The organism is Clostridium sp. BJN0013, from assembly GCF_040939125.1.
Classification (GTDB): domain Bacteria; phylum Bacillota; class Clostridia; order Clostridiales; family Clostridiaceae; genus Clostridium_B.
In genome coordinates this window covers 144,695-163,908 of sequence record NZ_CP162495.1, presented here as the reverse complement: position 1 = coordinate 163,908, position 19,214 = coordinate 144,695, and the positions used below count along the sequence as shown (strand labels likewise).

Genomic DNA, 19,214 nt, shown 5'->3' with positions numbered 1-19,214 from the left:
TTAAAGAAAGTCTTAAACCCATGATTTCAGATTTCTTTACAGTTTATTTATTCATGCATTTGCCCTGATGTATTATATAACTTTTATGAGGAGTTAATCCCATTTTTCCTTTAAAACTTTCTCTACAAATATTCTTGCAATTTTATGATCAAACTGTGAACCTACATTTTTCTTAATTTCACAAATAGCGTCATTTTTTCCTAAACTATCACGGTAATTTCTCTGGCTTGTCATGGCATCATATGCATCCGCTATACTTATGATTTTTGCTTGAAGTGGAATTTCATCTCCCTTTAATCCTCTAGGATATCCATTGCCATCTAACCTTTCATGATGACAGAGAACATACTTTGAGATATTTGAAAACTCACTTGAGGATTTTAAAATTTGAAATCCAATTTCCGCATGACGTTTTACATCCAACCATTCTTCTTTAGTCAACTTATCACATTTATTTAGTATATTACTATCAATCCCTATTTTCCCTATATCATGCAGCAGGCCTGCAGTAGCAAGTTCTGCAATATCATTTTCATTCATTCCCATGGCTCTTGCAATTGCTTCACAAGTTTTACTGACATTATTACTATGTTGGCGTTCTATTTCACATTTTTGATACAATGTATTAGTTATAATTTTAATTGTTTCATTACGCATGCTATTGCTTTCAGACAATTTATATCTATACATATTGTTTTCTGCCTCAATAAAAATATCAGTAATATCCTGGTCTTCTGTATTTTTTGAAGCTAGTCCAAAAGATACAGAAAGAATGCTATTATGTACTCTTTCAAATGACATACTTTCTCTAATACGTTTAATAATCATTTCTGATGTTTTTAGATCTGTTTTAGGAAATAAAATAACAAACTCATCTCCACCAACTCTGGCGATAATATCATTAGAACTACATTCCTTTTTCAGAATTTGTGAAATTCTAATAAGGAGTTTGTCCCCCACAAGATGTCCAAATGCATCATTGGTGAGTTTAAGCCCATTAACATCAGCGAGAGCTAATGTAATAGGATAATTTTCACTTTTATCCAGTCTTTTTAACTCTTCCTCATAAAACCGCCGATTATACAGTCCTGTAAGTTGATCGTAATAACTTAAATGTAATACCTGCTGTTCTGCTTTTTTTCTCTCATCAATATTGCGACTAACTCCCACAATTTCGATTTCTTTTTGAGAATTATATCTAAATTTTGTAGACATTTCAGTCCATATGATCTCTCCATTTTTACAAGGTTGACGTAATTCATCGATATAAGTATTGGAATATTCAGGATTTTTTAAAAATGCCTTAATTCTTTGAGAAAGTATTTTCCTTAATATATGCGAAAATTCGGGGGTTACGGCATCCTCAAGACTTTGATTCATAGCCTCTTCCGTAGTAAATCCTCTCATATGAAACACAGCAGGACTAATATATACAAATTTGTATTTAATATAATTAAAAACCCATATTACATCAGAAGCAAATTCTGCTATAATTCTATACTTTTCCTCACTTAACCTTAATGCATTTTCTACCTGTTTACGTTCTGTAATATCATTTATAAAATTTAATGTAGCTAATTTTCCATGCCACTTAATTTTAATAGATTTCATTTCTATCCAACGAATATTACAGTCTTTTCGTAACAATCTATAGCTATAAGTATAATCATCATTTTTGCTTTTTAAATGTTTAACATAATTTTTTTTAACTGGTTTCCTATCAAGTGGATAAATTATCTTTAAAAAACAAATTGACAAAAGCTCCTCCATTGTATATCCAGATATTTCTGATGCCACTTTATTACATACTTTTAAATGTCCATCTTGAAAAACTACAATAGCTTCAGCTGCATTATCAAAAAACAACCTATATTCTTCCTCACTTCTTCTTAAGACAGCTTCCATCCTTTTGCGCTGAGTAATATCATATTGAGTAAATAGAATATACAAATTATTTTTATATTTTATAATTATTCCACTGACCATAGCCCAAAAATATTTTCCACTTTTAGTCTTAAGTTTTGTTTCAAAATTATTTACAACTTTTTTTTCTCTTACAATCTTTACCCATTGTTTTTTATCTTCTGGATTTGCCCAAATAAAAAAAGTTTCGCCTCTATCTGGTATATCTCTCTTATCCAGTTCAAAAAGTTCTAATCCTTTTCTATTAACATAAAGTATTGTTCCTTCAAGACTTAAGATACTAAGTGAAAATGGAAGATTATCTATAATCCAATAAAGCTCATTTTCTTTTAATATTTCTGGAAATATTTTATACCGGTCTGCTTTCACATGTTTCTCTTCAATACTAATCATATTTATCCAAAAATAATATTTTTTAGGGGAATAAATCTTAATCTTATACCCTCCCTTCAAACATGATACATATCTTTCAAATTCCCGTGTCCCTCCATTTACAGCAATATCACCACAAATACCCACATAATTAAAATCTTCATCTTTAATTCCTGGAATTACCTCCGTCACCTGTTTGCCAATAATATCAGAAGCTTTAAGCCCAATCATCTTCTGAAACGCAGGATTTATCTCAAGAAATAGATAATTATAAGGGCGATTTTCTTGGTCAAGGATAACTTTATGATAAGCAAATGCCAGAAATGAATTTTCTATAATTGACTGGTATAAATTATAATCCATAATAACATTATTTACCTTTTGCCAAAACCTTATAAAACTTTATCAATCCTATCTAATTCTATCTACAACATTAAATTTTGCAATGTTTTTAGTTTTAGCATACTCCTTTCCCCTTTTATTTTTCAACATCCTCTTCAATTTTTAGAGTACTTTGACGTTTTAATTTTATTAATATATTAAAAATTATTCCATTTGAACAAATTGCCAAATTCTTAATATTTATTTTTATTCGAAGGCAGCAATTAGTTAACACCCCCAGCTTCTTCAACTATACATTGCACACATTATTGGTAAGAAATTGGCAAACGAGCTGCAAGCCAATCTTGTGCAATATCATTAAGATGCATTAAACCACACCATATAACCTTTACGCCTGGCCATCGCTTTTACGACCAAGAAATCCAACCAATTTAGCTATCATAAGTATAGCTTCCTGTAATGTCGGAGGCTGAACTGAAGGTTCATATGGAAAAAAGTATTTCTTATAAATAAACTCCACCTGAACCTCAGAATCACTTGATAATTTAACTAATACATACTTCTTTTCCAATCCCCAAAAATCATATACTACAAGACATCCTATATAATACCTTACCATAAGAAAAGTATACCATGTCCTGTTCTGATTTTCTATAATGTGATTATTTTTGAAAAAGCAATTTAAAAATATCCTTTAAATATTTATAGATCAAATTTTTTTAATGATTTTACATAAATAACTCTTGTAGCAAAATTTTTATTAAAACCCGATATAAGACTTAATAATCCTAGTATAACCCAACGCAAACGAGTAGTTAAAATAATTCCATTCACTAACGTATTGAATATGTAAAAATAGTTTTTCAATATCACGACCACTATTTATTTCCCAGCAAAATGAAGCATTAGCTTTTTACAACTTCATACTTATTATTATTTTCACTATCCAATACGGATATTACTTTAATTCTGAAAAAAATGAGAATATTAGCAATGGTAGTATTTGAGTAGAAGGTTATTAATGTGTTAGTAAATTAGAATAAACTAACTTACTAACAACATATCATCTTATTGAAATATAGTCAACGCCACATACTTTTCCCTTGGGACAACGCTTTAGAAATAATAGAAGATTTGCTCCACCGCGCCACAACCAATATCCAATAACACTTACATCTAAAGAAGGTAAAATATGGGAATACCCCCATTTTAAAAGAGCTCTATGACTAATATTCATCATACTGACCATCGAGTTACTTCCATAACCATTAGATTTTCTTGTGTTTTAAAAAACACTATTAATTATATAATGGAGATATCAAATAGCTTGAAAATACATTTGAATTTTTTTAAAAATAAAGTCCCTCAGAAAAACCTCTAGTAGAATTAGAATAGATAAATTTGCTTTTAAGGTTAAAAACTGCATTGGAAAAAATCCAAATGTAAACATTCCAAATAACAGTTTTTTGAATAGTATACTATTATAAGAAAAATTTTGTTGGAGGTTTTTATGTATAAATACATCTACCCACCATTAGAAACGATACCAATGTGTTGCTATTGTATAATGGTTAATAGAAATATATATCCACCTGTAATGCGCAAGGAACCTAAACCTTTGTTTAAAGAGAAAGAAAAATTTGAAGAAAACAAAATTAATAAAGGAAACACAATACCACCTGAGAAGAAGAAATCAGATATGAAACAGGAAATACCAGATATGATGGACATATCAAAAAAAGATATTGAAAAAATAAAATCAGATACACAAGAAATTGTAAGAATGTTTGAGATGCACCATCCTGGTATGTTAAAGACATTAACAAACTGCAGCATGTCAATAAGTCAAGCAAGAGAATATTTAAGTAAAATTATTGAAATGTCACTTATGCACCATATGATGCATCAAATATAAAGTTTAGAAGTATTTAAATCATTTATAATAAAGAAACTAAATAAAAAGATAATATAACTGTACGAATATTTCTTACAAAAGTATTGTTGTACATTCCCAATTATAAAAAGTGCAATTAAGCACTCTTTACAATCTTAGGTAAAAATATAGTGGCCTACTAAGGCCACTAATAAACTACTTCTGTACCATTTAAGTCACTTTTACCTTTTGTCATATTTTCCGTAGTTGCTGCATCTTGCATAAGCCACAGTACTCTGTATATCGGCAATCTTTCTCTTCAATTTTTCATTTTCCTGTTATAATTGTATCTTGTCGCTTTGGAGTTGTGAAGCTTGAATTTGAAGCTGTAATATTTGAGTTTGAGCCGCAGTTCGATGTGCTGGCTTTTTTTCTTCCTGGCTTTCGAGTTCATATACTTTGCTTTCAATTACCCCGGAAACTATAGCCTTTACATTACCATCCATTTCTATGCCTAGTTTATCAAGCATATAATAAAGCTTTAAAAACGTTGAAAATAGTACGTTTAAAATATGGGATTTATGTAAATATTTTTGCCTGAAACTTTTTGACAGTGGCTATTTTACCTTTTAATACCCTTTATTACATTTATGCTATAATAAAATTATAGGAGGTTAATATGAATATTTAAGAAAGCATTAAAAAAGACAGAAACTTAAAAAAATGATTCAAAAACAACTTGTAAAAAACTGGAGTGTTCTGAATAAAATAGACACATGAAATGTACGACTTTCTTTCGTTTTCTTAATATTTTAGATTAAATATTTCTATGTTTAATATTGTAATTAATTGAAATGTTAGCAAGCTATAGCAGGTAGTCACCTACCCAATATATAGCTGATTAAGAGGCTAATTTTAATTTAAGGTAATAGTCCTTTTTATATTCTTTTGGTGAATTATATCCCAAGGTTGAATGTAACCTCTTTGCATTATAGAATAGCTCTATATATTCAACAATAACCATTCTAGCTTCATCTCTGGTTTTAAATTTTCGTCTATATAGCTTATCCTTTTTTAACGATGCAAAAAACGTCTCAGCACAAGCATTGTCATAGCAACAGCCTTTGGCACTCATACTTTGGAGAAAGCCTTTTTCTCTTAATAAATTCTGATAGTCATACGAAGCATAATCGATTAAGAAAAAGAGACTGCTCCCTTTCCCTCATCTAAGAACCGTACGTGAGAGTTTCCCGCTCATACGGCTCAAGCATTTCTTCACCCTTTCAGGCAGCAACAAATGTATGCAGTTTTATCTTTCTTTTATCAAAATAGTCCTTGTCTAAGAAAGGTGTTTTTATGATCTGCAATTTTGGATATCTGACGATTTTAATCCGTCTCAAATTAATTAGACTGTACTCGTCCGTCTTGAAAAGCCATCTTTTCCAACCTTTTTCATGCCAGTATTTATTTAGTCTCCACCATTTGTTCTTATTTGGGTGTCTATGTTTTGCCCATTGCTGTAGTAAGTGATAAAGGGTGTTGTTAATATTTGAAAAGGCTTTACTAGCAACCACGTGTTTGTGATAATTTGTCCAACCTCTTATGACTTGATTAAGCCTTCTTATTAAGTCAGATTGGGTGCTAGCTTTCCCCTCCTTAAGGATTATTGTGGAACATCTCCTAATTATGTTTTTAATAGAACTTTTAGAAGGTTTAACTATTAATTTCCCACTGTATTTCTTAAATGTCCAGCCAAGAAAGTCAAACCCTTTGTCGATATGTGTGATTGTAGTCTTTTCTTCTGATAGTGTTAGACCTCTTGATTGGAGGAATTGACTAACAGTAGTTTTAAGTTCTTCAGCAATTTCTTTTGAGTTTGCAGTAATAACAAAATCATCAGCATACCGAATCAAGTTCACTTTAGTTTTGGCTCTGTAATGATTTTCTATTTTACCTTTTGAATTTCTATGATATTTATCTTGAATCACTTTTTCGAGTCCATCTAATGTCATATTTGCATATATACTTGAGATTGCACCGCCTTGTGGCGACCCTGTTTCCGTTGGGAACAGCTTTTCTTCATATATATATCCCGATTTTAGGAACTGCTTCATAATAATTTTATCCATTGGTATATTGTTTTGTAACCATTCATGGTTAATGTTATCAAAGCAACCTTTAATATCGCCTTCAAGTATCCATGTCGGAGAACACTTTCTAGCTAATACACAAAATATCTGCTCACAGGCATCTTTTGCACTTCGTCCACGGCGGAATCCAAAGGAAATGGAATCACCTTTTGTTTCTGCGATTGGCTCAAGCGCTAGTGCATATAATGTTTGCATTGCTCTATCATACATTGTTGGTATACCTAATGGACGTTTCTGTTTTTTACCTTTCTTTTCGATGTATACTCGTCTTAAAGGTTTTGCTTTATAGTTTTTGTCAGTAAGTGAAAGCACAGCTTTCATCTTCGAAGCAGAGGTAGACCATAGTTTTTTGTCTACTCCAGACGTATTCTTCCCTTTATTTGTTGTTACTTTTCTTACAGCATAAGCCTTAGCTGAAAAAGAGTGGGTTAATAAGTATTGTAATCTTTTGGCTTTATTATTGTCCCCTTTTTTTGTTGCCTTAGCGATTCGGGTTTGTAGTCTATTAACATCGAATTCAACTTGTTTCCAGTCAATTGTTTCCCATTGAAATTCAAGTGATTTCGTGTCTTTTAGTCTCTCGGTTTTATCCGTCGTTGAATTACTAAAATTCATAAATATATACTCCTTTCCTGCTAAGAAATACCATAGGATAAGTCTGCACTCTTTCGAATTAGGGCAAATTTTGAACCCTTATCTGTTTTCATTACAAAATCAGCATTCGCTTTTTATCCTTTTCTTCTGCCCTCTATGTCATTTCGCCCCTTACGGTTAGATACCTCTCGATGGAGGAACATATAGGGTTTACCAAGTTCCACATAATACATAATTGTAAATGCCTTAGGAGTCATCTTTAAACCGGGAGTTCTTTATCCATTCGCATTGGTTTAACAGTTGGCCTTTGCTCGACTCCTTACCATTTTGGTCAAAGCGTTTCAGCCTATTTCGCTTTCTCCAGCGTAACGATTCCTACAATGATTCACTTTACGTTCTCCATAGCATTCTTACTCTAGCAGTTGTCCCAGCTTAGGCTACTCGAACTTCCACATTGTCTCGTGAGCTTTCTAACCCAAACGTTACCATTCACGCTAGTCACGATAGAGTTACCCCGAATGGATGGGGCAGTCTTACGACAATGTATTACGCGACTTCTTGTCGCACCTGTACACCTCTATCTGAGTGAAAGATTAGCCCATCCTCCGGATTTTCTTTATCTACAGCAGCATTAAATGCATCTATAACGAGTTTTCTAGTCATAGTGGAATCCATTGACCATCCAACTACTTCTCTATTAAACAAATCCACGACAGTGGCTAGATAAAGCCACCCTTCATCAGTACCTATATATGTTATATCTCCCACATAGACCTTGTTCGGCGCTTCAGCTTTAAAGTTTTGTTCTAATAAATTTGAAGCCACATTAAAATTATGTTCCGAATAGGTGGTTGCCTTATATTTTCTTTTTAGCTTGCTTGATATATTATTTTCTTTCATTAGTCTTGAAACTCTATTTTTCCCACAAGTTACTCCATCTTTCTTAAGCTGCGCTGTAATCCTTCTAGCACCATAGGTTTCACTTGATTGTTTATGTACTCTCTTTATCTCGATAGCAAGCAAAGCATTATCTTTTTTTCTTTTAGCAATAGGCCTTTTTAACCAAGCGTAGTAAGAGCTCCTCTTAATATCCAGTACCTCACACATCTTCTCCACATGAAATTCGGAACTATTGTCACAAATGAATTTATATCTTATTTCTCGGGCTTTGTGAAGATGCGTATAGCTTTTTTTAATATGGCATTTTCCTCCTCTAAATCGGCCATTTTCTTTTTAAGTAATCTTAACTTTTCATCCTCTGATCGGAGCTTTCCTTTACCAGGAAATGCGTTATCCCCATGCGTTCCATATTCCTTTACCCATTTTCTAACTGCTGATTCACTAACACCGATTTCCCTTGCTACGTGAGTCACTTTTCTACCTTGTTCTGTAATTAATTTTATTATTTCTTTTTTATATTCTACAGAAAACTCTCTTCTTTTACCCATTTGTTAGACACATCCTTTCCCATGTGTTTATTATACAGTCTTTTTTATGTGTCTACCAAATCGGGTATACTCCAAACATATCATGTAGCCTTAACGACGCAGAATACGAAAAATTAATAAATAATATTTATAAATCTATCAAAGGAACGGTTTCTAATTACATTATTAAAGATAAATAATTTTCATCCCTACATAGCCACAATAAGGTACTTAAAATCTATTAAACAATGTTTGAATATTATGGATACTCTTAAGCTCCCCCTATATCAGTTTTAGATGTGTTTACTTAAAAACTAGTAAAATAACATAGTTGAGCAATTCCTTTTCAGAAGAGTATAATATTAGTTTCTTCTTTTGGGGAAATCTATTTTAACATAAATTGAATAAAATTATTCATACTTACTTTCACAAAATACTAATCCTAAAATTGTAAGCAAAAGACTTGGACATTCCAGTATAAAAACAACTTTAGATACTTATTCTCATGTATTACCTGGTATGCAGGAACAAGCTATAAATAATTTAAACAAAAAGTTTCCACCGAAAGAGTGAGAGCTTTTCATTTTGCACCTAAAAGCCCGCCATTTTCTCCCGCCAAATAAAAAATATAATTCTGCCAACAAAAGCGCCAACAATAAAAACTTTATTTTTATTGTTGGTGCTTAACTGTTCCATGCATTTTACAATATTTATGCATATATTTCTCTTTCATTAAATATGAAGAAGGGGAATATTAGACTCTCTTCTCTACTATATTTTTTGACTTGCATCATAAGTGTAATATATTGTGATATAAACAATTGATTAATTTTAACTTGTTTACGAATAACTTCACGAATGTTTTAGATAAAACTAGTTATTAATAATAGAATTTGCATAAAGAGGCTCCTATTGATCTTTTATGTAGGCTGATAGGAGTTTTGCTTATGGTTTTAAAGGACAAGGGCAAATGATATAAATAAAATTGATGAAACTACTACGGAACCAATGCTATATGGTAAAATTGTCTTAACATGTTTCATAAGAGGAACATCTGATATGGTAGATGAAAGTATTGCTGTTTCTCCAAGTGGTGAGGCATTATCTCCTAATGAACCACCAGCCAGCACAGCTCCTATAACTAAAGGCAGATTTGAATTTGTAGTTACTGCTAATGGTATAGCTATCGGCATAAGTAATGCCCATGTACCCCAAGCAGAACCCATAAAGTATGATGCCGCACATCCTATTAAGAATATTACGACAGGTATCAGTATAGCATGTACTTTTGGTCCAATAGCATTAGTAATAAATTTTACAAAACCCAAACTTTCCATAATATTAGATAATCCCCAGCTTAGAACTAAAACAATTATAGGTGGCATCATTTCATTTCCACCTGAAAGAAAATGACCTTCGATTTCTTCTATGGGTACCTTTTGAATTAAGTAAAATATTGTAGTGACACAATAGTAATTACACCTGAAAGTAAAATGGATTTTTCAAATTCTGCATTCATTATTGCTCCTGCAAATCCTTTACCTTTTCCTTTTCCAGTATACCAAAAGAAAAAGAAAGTAGTTGCAATAAGAAATACTAATGGAAATATTAGATTAAGTGGTCTAGGTGGTGCTTTTTCTTCAAACTCACATTGCTCATGCGCTTCATGCCCATGACCTTCTTCCACACTTTCTTTTACATTGGACATTTTATTAACTACTGAATCAAATTTTAGGTTAAAAAGTGTAATCCCAATACTTACAAATATCATAACTATAGCATAAAAGTTAAAGGGAATACTCTTGAGATAAAGATTATAGGCTGACATTTTTAAACCTGATTTATTAAGTGAAGAGTTTATAACTCCAATTATATAGCCAACATAAGTAGTTCCAAAAGGAATTAAAATGATTAGTAAGCAGGACGTTACGTTAAGCACTACTGCTAGCCTATCTTTACTTCCTTTAACTTTTTCTATTAATGCCTTGCCTACTGTTCCTGTAGATATTGCATGAAAACAGCAATCGATAAAGGTAAAAATTGTAACCAACCATACAGTACCTAAAGCACCCTTTTCTGTTTTAACGTATTTATTAGCTAATTCTGAAAATCCTTTTATTCCACCTGACAGCTTCATTATTTCACCAAAAGCTCCGAATAGAAATAAGAATATTATAATATATACACTTTCTTCATTAGCTGTTACTTTAACTAAATGCTCAATAGCTAAAATACACCCATTAATTATATTTCCTCCGCCAAGTAATATACCTCCAGCTAAGATACCTACTCAAGTACGGATATAATTCTCTTTGTAGTCATAGCTAAAATGATAACTATTATAGGTATAAACAATGAGATTAAGCCTTGACTCATATTTTTCACCTTTTCTTTATGTGACTTTATTATAATTATTGTCTGCTAAAAATCTATAATTACTCTTTATGATTCTAAACTAAATGTGAGAGGCTAAGTTTAAATTATATCCGTAGTGTTTTGTCGGAATATTCCTATTATACTCATCTAACAGTCATATGCTATTCTCCAATTTAAGATATAATACAGAGTAGTTTTTAGCATAAAAATTGTAGAATATGCAGGTATTTTAACGAATTGTTGGGGTTTACACGGTTGCACTTGGGTAACTATGAGTAAAAAAATGAAGCCTGCATCTTGGAGGGTACAGGCTTATTATCATACTTTATTTATAGATTCTTCTATGTATGACTTTTTCTTTGGTTATCGTATATAATACAATAACTTATTTAAGGATAGGTTCCTAAAACATTTCTAGAGATTCTATGAAACTATTACATGCTTACCATTTTTCTACATTCATCCGCACACATTCTACAAGTTTCTGCACAAGTTTGACAATGCCGATCCTTAAACATATCACATTCAGAAGCACATCTATCACAAATAGTAGCACAAAGATTACATATATCTTTTTCATTTCCACTTTCTCTAGACATATAACATGCTGCTGTTGAACAAATTTCAGCACAGTCTTGAAGAGTTTTTATACAATTCATCCTTGCCTTTGCATCAGCTTCTTGTAAACAGAGATTGAAACACTCCTCGCATATTTGAGCACATTTTGCACATGCATCTATGCAAGATTGATTTGGATGTCCCCCTGGCATAAGTGATACTACTGGCATATTCATTGTTGATGGCATAATTTTCCCTCCTATAAGTAATATTGTTTTTACAAAATTTATTATCTCCTTAACATTAGAAAGTATACTTACAGGATGGGTAAACATAGTAAAAGGTAATGCCCTGGAACCATTTTAATATGATATAATTACCATTAAGTTAAGTCAACACAGTAAGCTACTTAATTCTCTATTAATAATAATTAACAGAAGGAATACAGATATTCTGGATGGTTTAAACTATTTAAATAAAATAGATGAGGTGGTAATAATGAATATAAAGTTAGTTCCTGGCCTTAATAATTCCGGAACAGAGCATTGGCAGAGCATTTGGGAAAAAAGGTATGGTTTTGAAAGGGTAAATCAGGAGGAATGGAATTATCCAGTGTATAATGAATGGGAAAAAAACTTGACAGAAAACCTTGAAAGAGACAATCAATGCGGTACAGTATTGATTGCTCATAGTCTTGGTTGCTTACTCACCGTAAAAGCCATACCTAAAATACGAAAATATTTGAATGCAGTCTTCTTGGTGGCTCCGCCAGATCCTAATGACAAACAATTTCCAAAGTCTTTAGCTTCTTTTGGGTCTTTGCCTGAAGTTAACTTAGAAGTGCCGGGAATGTTGGTATACAGCGAAAATGATCCGTATTCTTCTCCTATGTTTTGTATACAGAAAGGTAAACAGTGGGGCTTTGAAACAATATCTGTTGGCAGAAAAGGTCATATAAACAGTGAATCCAATATAGATGATTGGAGCGAAGGCTTCAATTTATTTCAAAAACTGTTAGAAGAGGTTGAATTGAATAATAGCTAGAATGAAATAAAAAGGGGGTACAGTTTTATGTATACGGGTATGGATATGTTTAATAACGAATTGTTCGATCTGCTGTATGAGAAAGTATTTGAGGCAACAGCTATATATACTCCAAACTTAAATATCTATGACAAAAGGGTTAAAGAAGATGTGGCAAGACAATTCGGTAGAAAGAGAATAGAATGGTTCTATGATACGTGGAAAAAGATTTGAGAGCATTAGCTCTCTTTTTTATTGGGAGACTTTATAAAAAATTTAAATACAACTCTTGTTAATGTTCAACTAATCCTCAGTAATTACTTTTCCTTCTTTTAAAAGATTTAAATACATCCCATGTTAAGGTTCAACATAAAACCAATGAAGAAAATGGACGGAATTTAAAATTTAAATACATCCCATGTTAAGGTTCAACGAAGACACAGGAGCTAGAAAAGGCAAACAAAGAACTATTTAAATACATCCCATGTTAAGGTTCAACATGGTCTAAAGTACTATAAAATCAAAGAAGTCAAGATTTAAATACATCCCATGTTAAGGTTCAACTTAAATGGGATGGAGCAGCAGCAACTAAAAATATTTTATTTAAATACATCCCATGTTAAGGTTCAACAGATTAATAAAAAGTTATTATTCCTTTAAATGCCTAATTTAAATACATCCCATGTTAAGGTTCAACGTAGTCTTTCTCCTGTTTTCTTGTCCTTTTCCCATATTTAAATACATCCCATGTTAAGGTTCAACAAAGAAAATAATATGAGTAAAAAACGTGTAGTAAAATTTAAATACATCCCATGTTAAGGTTCAACAAGATATGGATTGGGCAAAAGGCAAAGAAACTACTAATTTAAATACATCCCATGTTAAGGTTCAACACATGGGACATATACGCCACAAAAGACTGCAGATTAATTTAAATACATCCCATGTTAAGGTTCAACGTGCTTCCTTCTTCTTTCCTAGGCCCCTTTTGCAATATTTAAATACATCCCATGTTAAGGTTCAACAAGTTCATTGATAAGCTTAAATATCTTTGCCAAAAAATTTAAATACATCCCATGTTAAGGTTCAACTCAAGCTTATCAAATTTAATAAAAGATAAAGACAAATTTAAATACATCCCATGTTAAGGTTCAACAGGGCTTTGAGATACACGTTATAAACTTTATGGATAATTTAAATACATCCCATGTTAAGGTTCAACAAAATATTTTTGTCTATAATAATATACAATTAACATATTTAAATACATCCCATGTTAAGGTTCAACTAAGATTTTATCCTATAGGTACGGGTTTTAATGGAAATTTAAATACATCCCATGTTAAGGTTCAACTTATATGCTTGGATGATTTCTTTAGCTTTTTCAAACATTTAAATACATCCCATGTTAAGGTTCAACATAGTAGGCGATAAAGCCAATGTTTTAGAATCTTTCATTTAAATACATCCCATGTTAAGGTTCAACACAGTATAGCTTGCCCTTTGAAGGTACAATTAAGTATTTAAATACATCCCATGTTAAGGTTCAACAAGCTGGAACGATAACGAGATGAAGAATATAACATTATTTAAATACATCCCATGTTAAGGTTCAACAAGTTTAACTTATTAAACATTTCGTCATCAGTTTTAATTTAAATACATCCCATGTTAAGGTTCAACTAATGTAAGATAGCCATTTCTTATTCTTATTATATCTCTTTAAGCATTGAAGATAAAGGATTTTATAAAAATTTTTCCAAGCGATTTTATTTTATGTATTTATAAGAATAAAAACACCTTGGAATCATTACATATCAACAGTTTACATGATATTTTACTTATTTGAGGTTGGAAAAATACTAAAGGATATTTGAAAAATAAATATAAAATGTTTGGAGTTGGGTATAATGCTTAATGTCATAAGAATACTTTAATTTCACTAAATCAATTTTATCATTAACAAAAGCTCTGGTATTTCCAGAGCTTTTATTGTTTTAGGTTATAAAGAATAATAAACTTAGGAGATTAATGTTATAAATATATAGTATACCACTTTACAATATATGTAAATAGCTTTAGACATAAAGATCTCTTTTGTTTTAAATGTAGTGAATTGGATATAATGATTAATGCTCATGAAAATGCTTATCTCACTAAATTAGTTTTATCATGAATAAAAGCCCTGGGATTAGTCCAGGGCTTTTATCTTTTTTAGGAGTAATTATATATTTGATCTCTTTCCGCCAGTATAGAATAAATTAAGAACTCTTATTATTCGATAATAATTCAATCTTTTTGTCTGCCAAAATAAATCCTATTCCTGATATTAAGCCTGCTAAAGCTCCTATTATAGCAGCTATTCCTATGTTGCCGCGCACAACACAACCCACTATTATTCCAGCAATTCCTACAATAATAAGAATTATTCCTGTGACTTTCATTTATTTCTCTCCCCTTTCAATTATTACATATAAGTACTTCTACAATAATATGTATATTCCTGCTCAATATTCCAATTTTATATAAAAAAATAATTATGCTATAATATCATTAAGAGAATGAATATGTTTTTAGTTAGTCACCCTCCAGTGTTTCATCTCTTTCAAAGAGGTCGTTTCGGTTAATCTGACAGCGGAGGGGGTGACAATATGAGTGATACTGTGATCATAGTAATATCTATATGTATTACATCATCATGCTTAACAGCTATGGTGATTGTAGGAACATATTTAAAAGATAGACTTGAAATCAAAGGTAAGTCTTCAGTTGGCAAGATGACTGAAAATGAAATTTCTATAACTGCTGAAGATAAAGACTCAAAAAACTAAATGCACTTTGCGAGAGTGCATTTAGTTAACTAAAAATCTTTTCCTAAATATAAACCGAAACGGCTTTTTATACATATATTATATCACAATGTATACATATTATATACAAAAAATAAAAACATGTATAATATATTATACAAATAAGCAAAAACATATATACATATCGTATACAAACAAATAAAAATATGTGTACGATATTACACAAAAAAATAAAAATAACCCCTAGAATAGCTTTTACACTACTCTAGGCTTACTCTCCTCTCTTCCTAATAATTAGCTATAATCAACTCACTAAACTTCCTCCTACCAACTTGCACTTCACTTACATTAGAACCCTTCATACCATCCCCTAACTTTCTCATGCTCATTTATAGTTAGTAATGGCATCCGATATAATATTAAGATACATACTGTCAAAAAAATAGTATGATCATTAATCAATCATACTATTTGGAGTGTGGATTCGAAAAAAAATTGAATTATATCGGTTGTAAAGAATTAAATAAGGATATTAGCCTTACAAATATAAGATATATTATTTTACAATATGTGTAAATAAGCTGTAAGCAAAAAAATATAGTAGCCTATTAAGACTACTATATTTAGTCGCTCCCAAACCTCAAATATTTATTATACACAGGTATAATACATTATAATCGTATATTGTGACAACTATATATAATGTCTGTGTTATTCCAATGTTATCTTAATATTTTTCTGTGTGAAATATTAAGAGACATTGAATATTTCTTGAACTGTTACTACTCAGTTTGAGCAATAGAAGTATTCTGTGTTATTTTATCTTCTGCATTTACAACAGCTGTAGAGATATTCGTATTCTGCACAGCACCTGCAGCGCTCTATATACTAGCAATAGTCTGCTTCAATTGAGTATTTTCAGCTTGTGCTACTGCTAAATCTTGTTGTATCTTTGCAATCTGTGTATCCTTTTCCGACTCTGTAGAAGCAGTATGTCCAAGGTCGTTCACACCCTCCTAGATAAAATCATCGATTAACTTTTTCTGGTTGTCTGTTGGATCCACGTTAATCTCCTTAAGTATTGAATATACAGTATTTCGGGCATAATTAAATTTTCCCTCATTATCCTTTAATTTACCTCCTAATTGCTCAGCTATCTTTGCGGCAGATATAGCTTTATCTTGAATTAAATCCACCAGGGTTGCACCGGCTCTTAATTCTGGAATTGTTTTGGCCACTTGTATAAGTGGTTCTGTAGCTTCTAAAACATTTCCTGTAGTATACAAAACTTCCCCAGTATTAATACCTTTTTTCTTTAGATATGGTACTAATCCAAATATAACTCCAATTACACCGACTAAAACTCCACCTATTGCTACAATATCATTTATATTTACCATTTTACATTCCTCCATAATTTATAATTTAAAAAGGAGCCTTTCAGCTTCCTTCCTAGTTATCCGTAATCAATTCCCTTAATAATGAAATCCTACCTAATGTAAAATTCAATTGAACAATAGAAACTTTATCATGAGTTAAAATTTCTTGTAAATCCTTTAAATCATCTTTAAGTTTGTTTTTTAGTAAGTCATCCATGCCATTTTACCTCCTTAGTTATTCAAAAACACACTCCAAGTCTCAGCTCTTAATACACCATCCGTTGGCCTTTCCCAGTTCTTCTGGAGTTCAGTTATAGCCTGGTCTGTAGACCTATTAGGTCTAAATCCATAACTATGTTTATAGAATTTGGCTTCACATATTGGTTCTAAAATTTGTTTAATACATTACTGTATTATTCTATCATCTATACAAGTTATCCCCAAAGGCCTAGTTTTACCGTTCTTCTTAGAGATTTCTATACGTCTTACACTTTTAGGATTATAATTTTCAAATTTACCTTGAATGTATTTGATATACTTTTCAATACCCATACTTTCAATAAATTCAATGTTTAATCCATCTGTCCCTGCAGTGACAGAACCCTTATTTTGCTTGATATTCCTATAAGCTAGCAAAATATTTTGTTCAAAGACAATATACTGCATTAGATTAGTAAATCTATTATCTTTACAACTTTGTTTATACAGACTATCAAATATGTCCTGCATGTCATAGTATTCATTGTTTCTTAGTTTCTGTTTCTTCTTTAATAAGCCTTCCTTCAAGTCTATTACTCTCCCTTCTGAGGATTTCATATCTCTTAGTCACACCAGAACCTTGAATTATTCAGTATTTAGTTTTCAAATAACAATTTGTCTAGTGGCTATTACTCTATTTCCATTACAGAAACTTCACTGCTTCATACCACCACTCTCACTTAGATTAAGATAAGTCATACATTAACTGCTTTCCTTGTTCCATTATTGCTATCTTTTCATGTATCTTTAGGTCATCTGTTTGAGCCTGTAAGTCTTATAGTGCCTTTAACACTATATGGATTTTCATAGTAACCAATCTTACTCGTCCACACTTACCACACATTTGTGTTATACCCATTTCTAAGTATTCATAATCTAGACCCTTATATTCCAGATTTCGTCAGTTCCTTTTTAGAACATCCTAACCATAGATATTTTATAGACTCCCGACCTATCCATTCACTCGACCACCTCTGGTTCGCATTTCGTGATACGTTTCTATATCTTACGGTGAACTCTCAGCCGTCTTCACCGAACTTTTAACCCTCTGGTGTTTACTCACCAAAACGCTAATCAGAATATTAGAGAAAACCCTTCTAGGCGTTACCCTATCGTTTGATTTTTCGCAATAACAGTTCTAATCTCTAAATTTAATCAGCTAATTAGGCTACTCTTTTCAAGTAGCAACGAGTCGCACGATTACTTATATCTACTCCTTTAATCATACGATTTTTCCTCCTATTTAAATATTTTTTCCTTTACTTCTGCCACATCTTTTTTGACATCCTCCAAAATATTAAATTTATCTGTAAGTTTACTTATAATGTCTTGATATTTGGATTCCCTACCTTCTGCCTTCTTGTCACGTTGTTCCTGTTTTTTCAGAATATAAAAGAGCAACACTATAAAAAGTGCTGCCCATATTCCCTGGTTAACTGCTAACTTAAATATTTCATTTTCCATTCCAAGCCTCCTTGTAAGTATTTTTAAGCACTAAAAAAGAGCTCTGGATTTCTCCAAAACTCTTAATATCCATACCTTAGCAGATACGATTTCCCCATCCATGTCCAGAACATAATAACAATAGTATTATTATTATTACTATTACATTTCTATTGCCACAACCTCTATGATGTCCGCATGACATAAGAATTCCTCCTCTTTATTATCTTTTGTTTATGTACTATTATAATACTAACAAATCAAATAAAGGTTACTAAAATCATTCCAGACAAAACAAAAAAGCTATCTCTAGCTCCTATTTTGCCTTCATATTTTATTATGATACGTAAGCTATATTAGTGATTTGTTTGTATTCTTCGGGAGTTATTTCTCCAAATAAATTAACATCTGTTTTTACGGCTATCTTTAATGCTGTAGCATCCACCCAATTATAATTGAAAGCCATTTGCCAAGATGTAAAATTTATATTCATTAATTTGTACTTCCTCGAATTTGTATGATTTGTAGTTTTAAATCTGCCACCTGTTGACCTAAGCCATTTATTACGTTATCTTTTTGGATATTAGATAACTTCTCTTGTGCTAATTGTTGCCCTAAATTATAAACCTGATCTTCTATAGGAATATAAGGTTTATAATCTGGATTAACAACAAACCCTTCTGCTG

Annotated in this window: 20 protein-coding genes, 2 pseudogenes and 1 CRISPR repeat array; of the genes and pseudogenes, 4 read left to right on the top strand and 18 right to left on the bottom strand. The window is 31.4% G+C overall.

Going from position 1 to position 19,214, the window contains the following annotated elements; genetic code table 11:
• Window positions 1-93: 93 nt before the first annotated feature.
• From AB3K27_RS01025 to AB3K27_RS01015, 3 genes are all read right to left on the bottom strand, one after another.
• On the bottom strand, window positions 94-2,658 hold the full coding sequence (locus AB3K27_RS01025; RefSeq protein ID WP_368489427.1) for a PAS domain S-box protein: 2,565 nt from the start codon (window positions 2,656-2,658) through the stop codon (window positions 94-96).
• Between the two features lie 367 nt (window positions 2,659-3,025).
• Window positions 3,026-3,256: a hypothetical protein gene (locus AB3K27_RS01020; RefSeq protein ID WP_368491306.1), complete on the bottom strand. Its 231-nt coding sequence runs from the start codon at window positions 3,254-3,256 to the stop codon at window positions 3,026-3,028.
• A gap of 444 nt (window positions 3,257-3,700) precedes the next feature.
• Window positions 3,701-3,877, bottom strand: a complete 177-nt coding sequence (locus AB3K27_RS01015) for a hypothetical protein (RefSeq protein ID WP_368489426.1) — start codon at window positions 3,875-3,877, stop codon at window positions 3,701-3,703.
• A 270-nt stretch (window positions 3,878-4,147) separates the two neighbouring features.
• Between AB3K27_RS01015 and AB3K27_RS01010 the strand changes: the two genes are divergently transcribed.
• Window positions 4,148-4,552, top strand: coding sequence for a hypothetical protein (locus AB3K27_RS01010; RefSeq protein ID WP_368489425.1), 405 nt, complete (start codon window positions 4,148-4,150; stop codon window positions 4,550-4,552).
• Window positions 4,553-4,848: 296 nt separating this feature from the next.
• On the opposite strand, the gene AB3K27_RS01005 is transcribed toward AB3K27_RS01010, so the two are convergent.
• The 7 genes and pseudogenes from AB3K27_RS01005 to AB3K27_RS00975 all read right to left on the bottom strand — a co-directional run bounded on the left by AB3K27_RS01005 (window position 4,849) and on the right by AB3K27_RS00975 (window position 11,863).
• Window positions 4,849-5,040, bottom strand: a complete 192-nt coding sequence (locus AB3K27_RS01005) for a hypothetical protein (RefSeq protein ID WP_368489424.1) — start codon at window positions 5,038-5,040, stop codon at window positions 4,849-4,851.
• A 371-nt stretch (window positions 5,041-5,411) separates the two neighbouring features.
• Window positions 5,412-5,645 carry an IS3 family transposase gene (locus tag AB3K27_RS01000; RefSeq protein WP_368489423.1) on the bottom strand — a complete coding sequence of 78 codons (234 nt, stop codon included), beginning with the start codon at window positions 5,643-5,645 and terminating at the stop codon, window positions 5,412-5,414.
• 148 nt (window positions 5,646-5,793) lie between these two features.
• On the bottom strand, window positions 5,794-7,275 hold the full coding sequence (gene ltrA / locus AB3K27_RS00995) for a group II intron reverse transcriptase/maturase (RefSeq protein ID WP_368488991.1): 1,482 nt from the start codon (window positions 7,273-7,275) through the stop codon (window positions 5,794-5,796).
• Between the two features lie 525 nt (window positions 7,276-7,800).
• Complete coding sequence (locus AB3K27_RS00990) at window positions 7,801-8,397, bottom strand: IS3 family transposase (protein ID WP_368491139.1); 597 nt, start codon at window positions 8,395-8,397, stop codon at window positions 7,801-7,803.
• Between the two features lie 11 nt (window positions 8,398-8,408).
• Window positions 8,409-8,702: a transposase gene (locus tag AB3K27_RS00985; protein ID WP_368489422.1), complete on the bottom strand. Its 294-nt coding sequence runs from the start codon at window positions 8,700-8,702 to the stop codon at window positions 8,409-8,411.
• Between the two features lie 932 nt (window positions 8,703-9,634).
• Window positions 9,635-10,818: pseudogene (locus tag AB3K27_RS00980) on the bottom strand (Na+/H+ antiporter NhaC family protein).
• A gap of 673 nt (window positions 10,819-11,491) precedes the next feature.
• On the bottom strand, window positions 11,492-11,863 hold the full coding sequence (locus AB3K27_RS00975; RefSeq protein ID WP_368489421.1) for a four-helix bundle copper-binding protein: 372 nt from the start codon (window positions 11,861-11,863) through the stop codon (window positions 11,492-11,494).
• 250 nt (window positions 11,864-12,113) lie between these two features.
• On the opposite strand from AB3K27_RS00975, the gene AB3K27_RS00970 reads away from it, so the two are divergent.
• Both AB3K27_RS00970 and AB3K27_RS00965 read left to right on the top strand, forming a co-directional pair.
• Window positions 12,114-12,659, top strand: coding sequence for an RBBP9/YdeN family alpha/beta hydrolase (locus AB3K27_RS00970; protein WP_368489420.1), 546 nt, complete (start codon window positions 12,114-12,116; stop codon window positions 12,657-12,659).
• Window positions 12,660-12,686: 27 nt separating this feature from the next.
• Window positions 12,687-12,872 (top strand): hypothetical protein, encoded by a 186-nt coding sequence (locus AB3K27_RS00965; RefSeq protein WP_368489419.1) that lies wholly within the window; start codon window positions 12,687-12,689, stop codon window positions 12,870-12,872.
• A 40-nt stretch (window positions 12,873-12,912) separates the two neighbouring features.
• Window positions 12,913-14,321: direct repeats of the CRISPR family, unit length 30 nt; unit sequence ATTTAAATACATCCCATGTTAAGGTTCAAC.
• Window positions 14,322-14,899: 578 nt separating this feature from the next.
• Here AB3K27_RS00965 and AB3K27_RS00960 read toward each other — a convergent pair.
• Complete coding sequence (locus AB3K27_RS00960; protein WP_368489418.1) at window positions 14,900-15,082, bottom strand: hypothetical protein; 183 nt, start codon at window positions 15,080-15,082, stop codon at window positions 14,900-14,902.
• Window positions 15,083-15,289: 207 nt separating this feature from the next.
• Between AB3K27_RS00960 and AB3K27_RS00955 the strand changes: the two genes are divergently transcribed.
• A complete protein-coding gene (locus AB3K27_RS00955; protein WP_368489417.1) occupies window positions 15,290-15,469 on the top strand; it encodes a hypothetical protein in 180 nt (59 codons plus the stop codon).
• A gap of 860 nt (window positions 15,470-16,329) precedes the next feature.
• Here AB3K27_RS00955 and AB3K27_RS00950 read toward each other — a convergent pair.
• The 7 genes and pseudogenes from AB3K27_RS00950 to AB3K27_RS00920 all read right to left on the bottom strand — a co-directional run.
• Window positions 16,330-16,458, bottom strand: coding sequence for a hypothetical protein (locus AB3K27_RS00950; RefSeq protein ID WP_368489416.1), 129 nt, complete (start codon window positions 16,456-16,458; stop codon window positions 16,330-16,332).
• A 6-nt stretch (window positions 16,459-16,464) separates the two neighbouring features.
• Window positions 16,465-16,848 carry a hypothetical protein gene (locus tag AB3K27_RS00945; RefSeq protein WP_368489415.1) on the bottom strand — a complete coding sequence of 128 codons (384 nt, stop codon included), beginning with the start codon at window positions 16,846-16,848 and terminating at the stop codon, window positions 16,465-16,467.
• Window positions 16,849-16,900: 52 nt separating this feature from the next.
• Complete coding sequence (locus AB3K27_RS00940) at window positions 16,901-17,044, bottom strand: hypothetical protein (protein WP_368489414.1); 144 nt, start codon at window positions 17,042-17,044, stop codon at window positions 16,901-16,903.
• 188 nt (window positions 17,045-17,232) lie between these two features.
• Window positions 17,233-17,613: a hypothetical protein gene (locus AB3K27_RS00935; protein ID WP_368489413.1), complete on the bottom strand. Its 381-nt coding sequence runs from the start codon at window positions 17,611-17,613 to the stop codon at window positions 17,233-17,235.
• Window positions 17,614-18,324: 711 nt separating this feature from the next.
• On the bottom strand, window positions 18,325-18,549 hold the full coding sequence (locus AB3K27_RS00930) for a BhlA/UviB family holin-like peptide (protein WP_368489412.1): 225 nt from the start codon (window positions 18,547-18,549) through the stop codon (window positions 18,325-18,327).
• 316 nt (window positions 18,550-18,865) lie between these two features.
• Window positions 18,866-19,021, bottom strand: coding sequence for an XkdX family protein (locus tag AB3K27_RS00925; RefSeq protein ID WP_368489411.1), 156 nt, complete (start codon window positions 19,019-19,021; stop codon window positions 18,866-18,868).
• A pseudogene (locus AB3K27_RS00920) lies at window positions 19,021-19,197 on the bottom strand (XkdW family protein); the annotation flags it as partial. The pseudogene AB3K27_RS00920 and the gene AB3K27_RS00925, both read right to left, overlap by 1 nt.
• Window positions 19,198-19,214: the final 17 nt, after the last annotated feature.

Bases quoted from the DNA above. Each gene is read 5' to 3' on its own strand.
- AB3K27_RS00975 (WP_368489421.1), bottom strand. From the start codon at position 11,863: ATGCCATCAACAATGAATATGCCAGTAGTATCACTTATGCCAGGGGGA.
- AB3K27_RS00985 (WP_368489422.1), bottom strand. From the start codon at position 8,702: ATGGGTAAAAGAAGAGAGTTTTCTGTAGAATATAAAAAAGAAATAATA.
- AB3K27_RS01020 (WP_368491306.1), bottom strand. From the start codon at position 3,256: ATGGTAAGGTATTATATAGGATGTCTTGTAGTATATGATTTTTGGGGA.
- AB3K27_RS01000 (WP_368489423.1), bottom strand. From the start codon at position 5,645: ATGAGTGCCAAAGGCTGTTGCTATGACAATGCTTGTGCTGAGACGTTT.
- AB3K27_RS00945 (WP_368489415.1), bottom strand. From the start codon at position 16,848: ATGGTAAATATAAATGATATTGTAGCAATAGGTGGAGTTTTAGTCGGT.
- AB3K27_RS00930 (WP_368489412.1), bottom strand. From the start codon at position 18,549: ATGGAAAATGAAATATTTAAGTTAGCAGTTAACCAGGGAATATGGGCA.
- AB3K27_RS01005 (WP_368489424.1), bottom strand. From the start codon at position 5,040: ATGCTTGATAAACTAGGCATAGAAATGGATGGTAATGTAAAGGCTATA.
- AB3K27_RS01015 (WP_368489426.1), bottom strand. From the start codon at position 3,877: ATGATGAATATTAGTCATAGAGCTCTTTTAAAATGGGGGTATTCCCAT.
- AB3K27_RS01010 (WP_368489425.1), top strand. From the start codon at position 4,148: ATGTATAAATACATCTACCCACCATTAGAAACGATACCAATGTGTTGC.
- ltrA (WP_368488991.1), bottom strand. From the start codon at position 7,275: ATGAATTTTAGTAATTCAACGACGGATAAAACCGAGAGACTAAAAGAC.
- AB3K27_RS00940 (WP_368489414.1), bottom strand. From the start codon at position 17,044: ATGGATGACTTACTAAAAAACAAACTTAAAGATGATTTAAAGGATTTA.
- AB3K27_RS00965 (WP_368489419.1), top strand. From the start codon at position 12,687: ATGTATACGGGTATGGATATGTTTAATAACGAATTGTTCGATCTGCTG.
- AB3K27_RS01025 (WP_368489427.1), bottom strand. From the start codon at position 2,658: ATGGATTATAATTTATACCAGTCAATTATAGAAAATTCATTTCTGGCA.
- AB3K27_RS00960 (WP_368489418.1), bottom strand. From the start codon at position 15,082: ATGAAAGTCACAGGAATAATTCTTATTATTGTAGGAATTGCTGGAATA.
- AB3K27_RS00970 (WP_368489420.1), top strand. From the start codon at position 12,114: ATGAATATAAAGTTAGTTCCTGGCCTTAATAATTCCGGAACAGAGCAT.
- AB3K27_RS00955 (WP_368489417.1), top strand. From the start codon at position 15,290: ATGAGTGATACTGTGATCATAGTAATATCTATATGTATTACATCATCA.
- AB3K27_RS00925 (WP_368489411.1), bottom strand. From the start codon at position 19,021: ATGAATATAAATTTTACATCTTGGCAAATGGCTTTCAATTATAATTGG.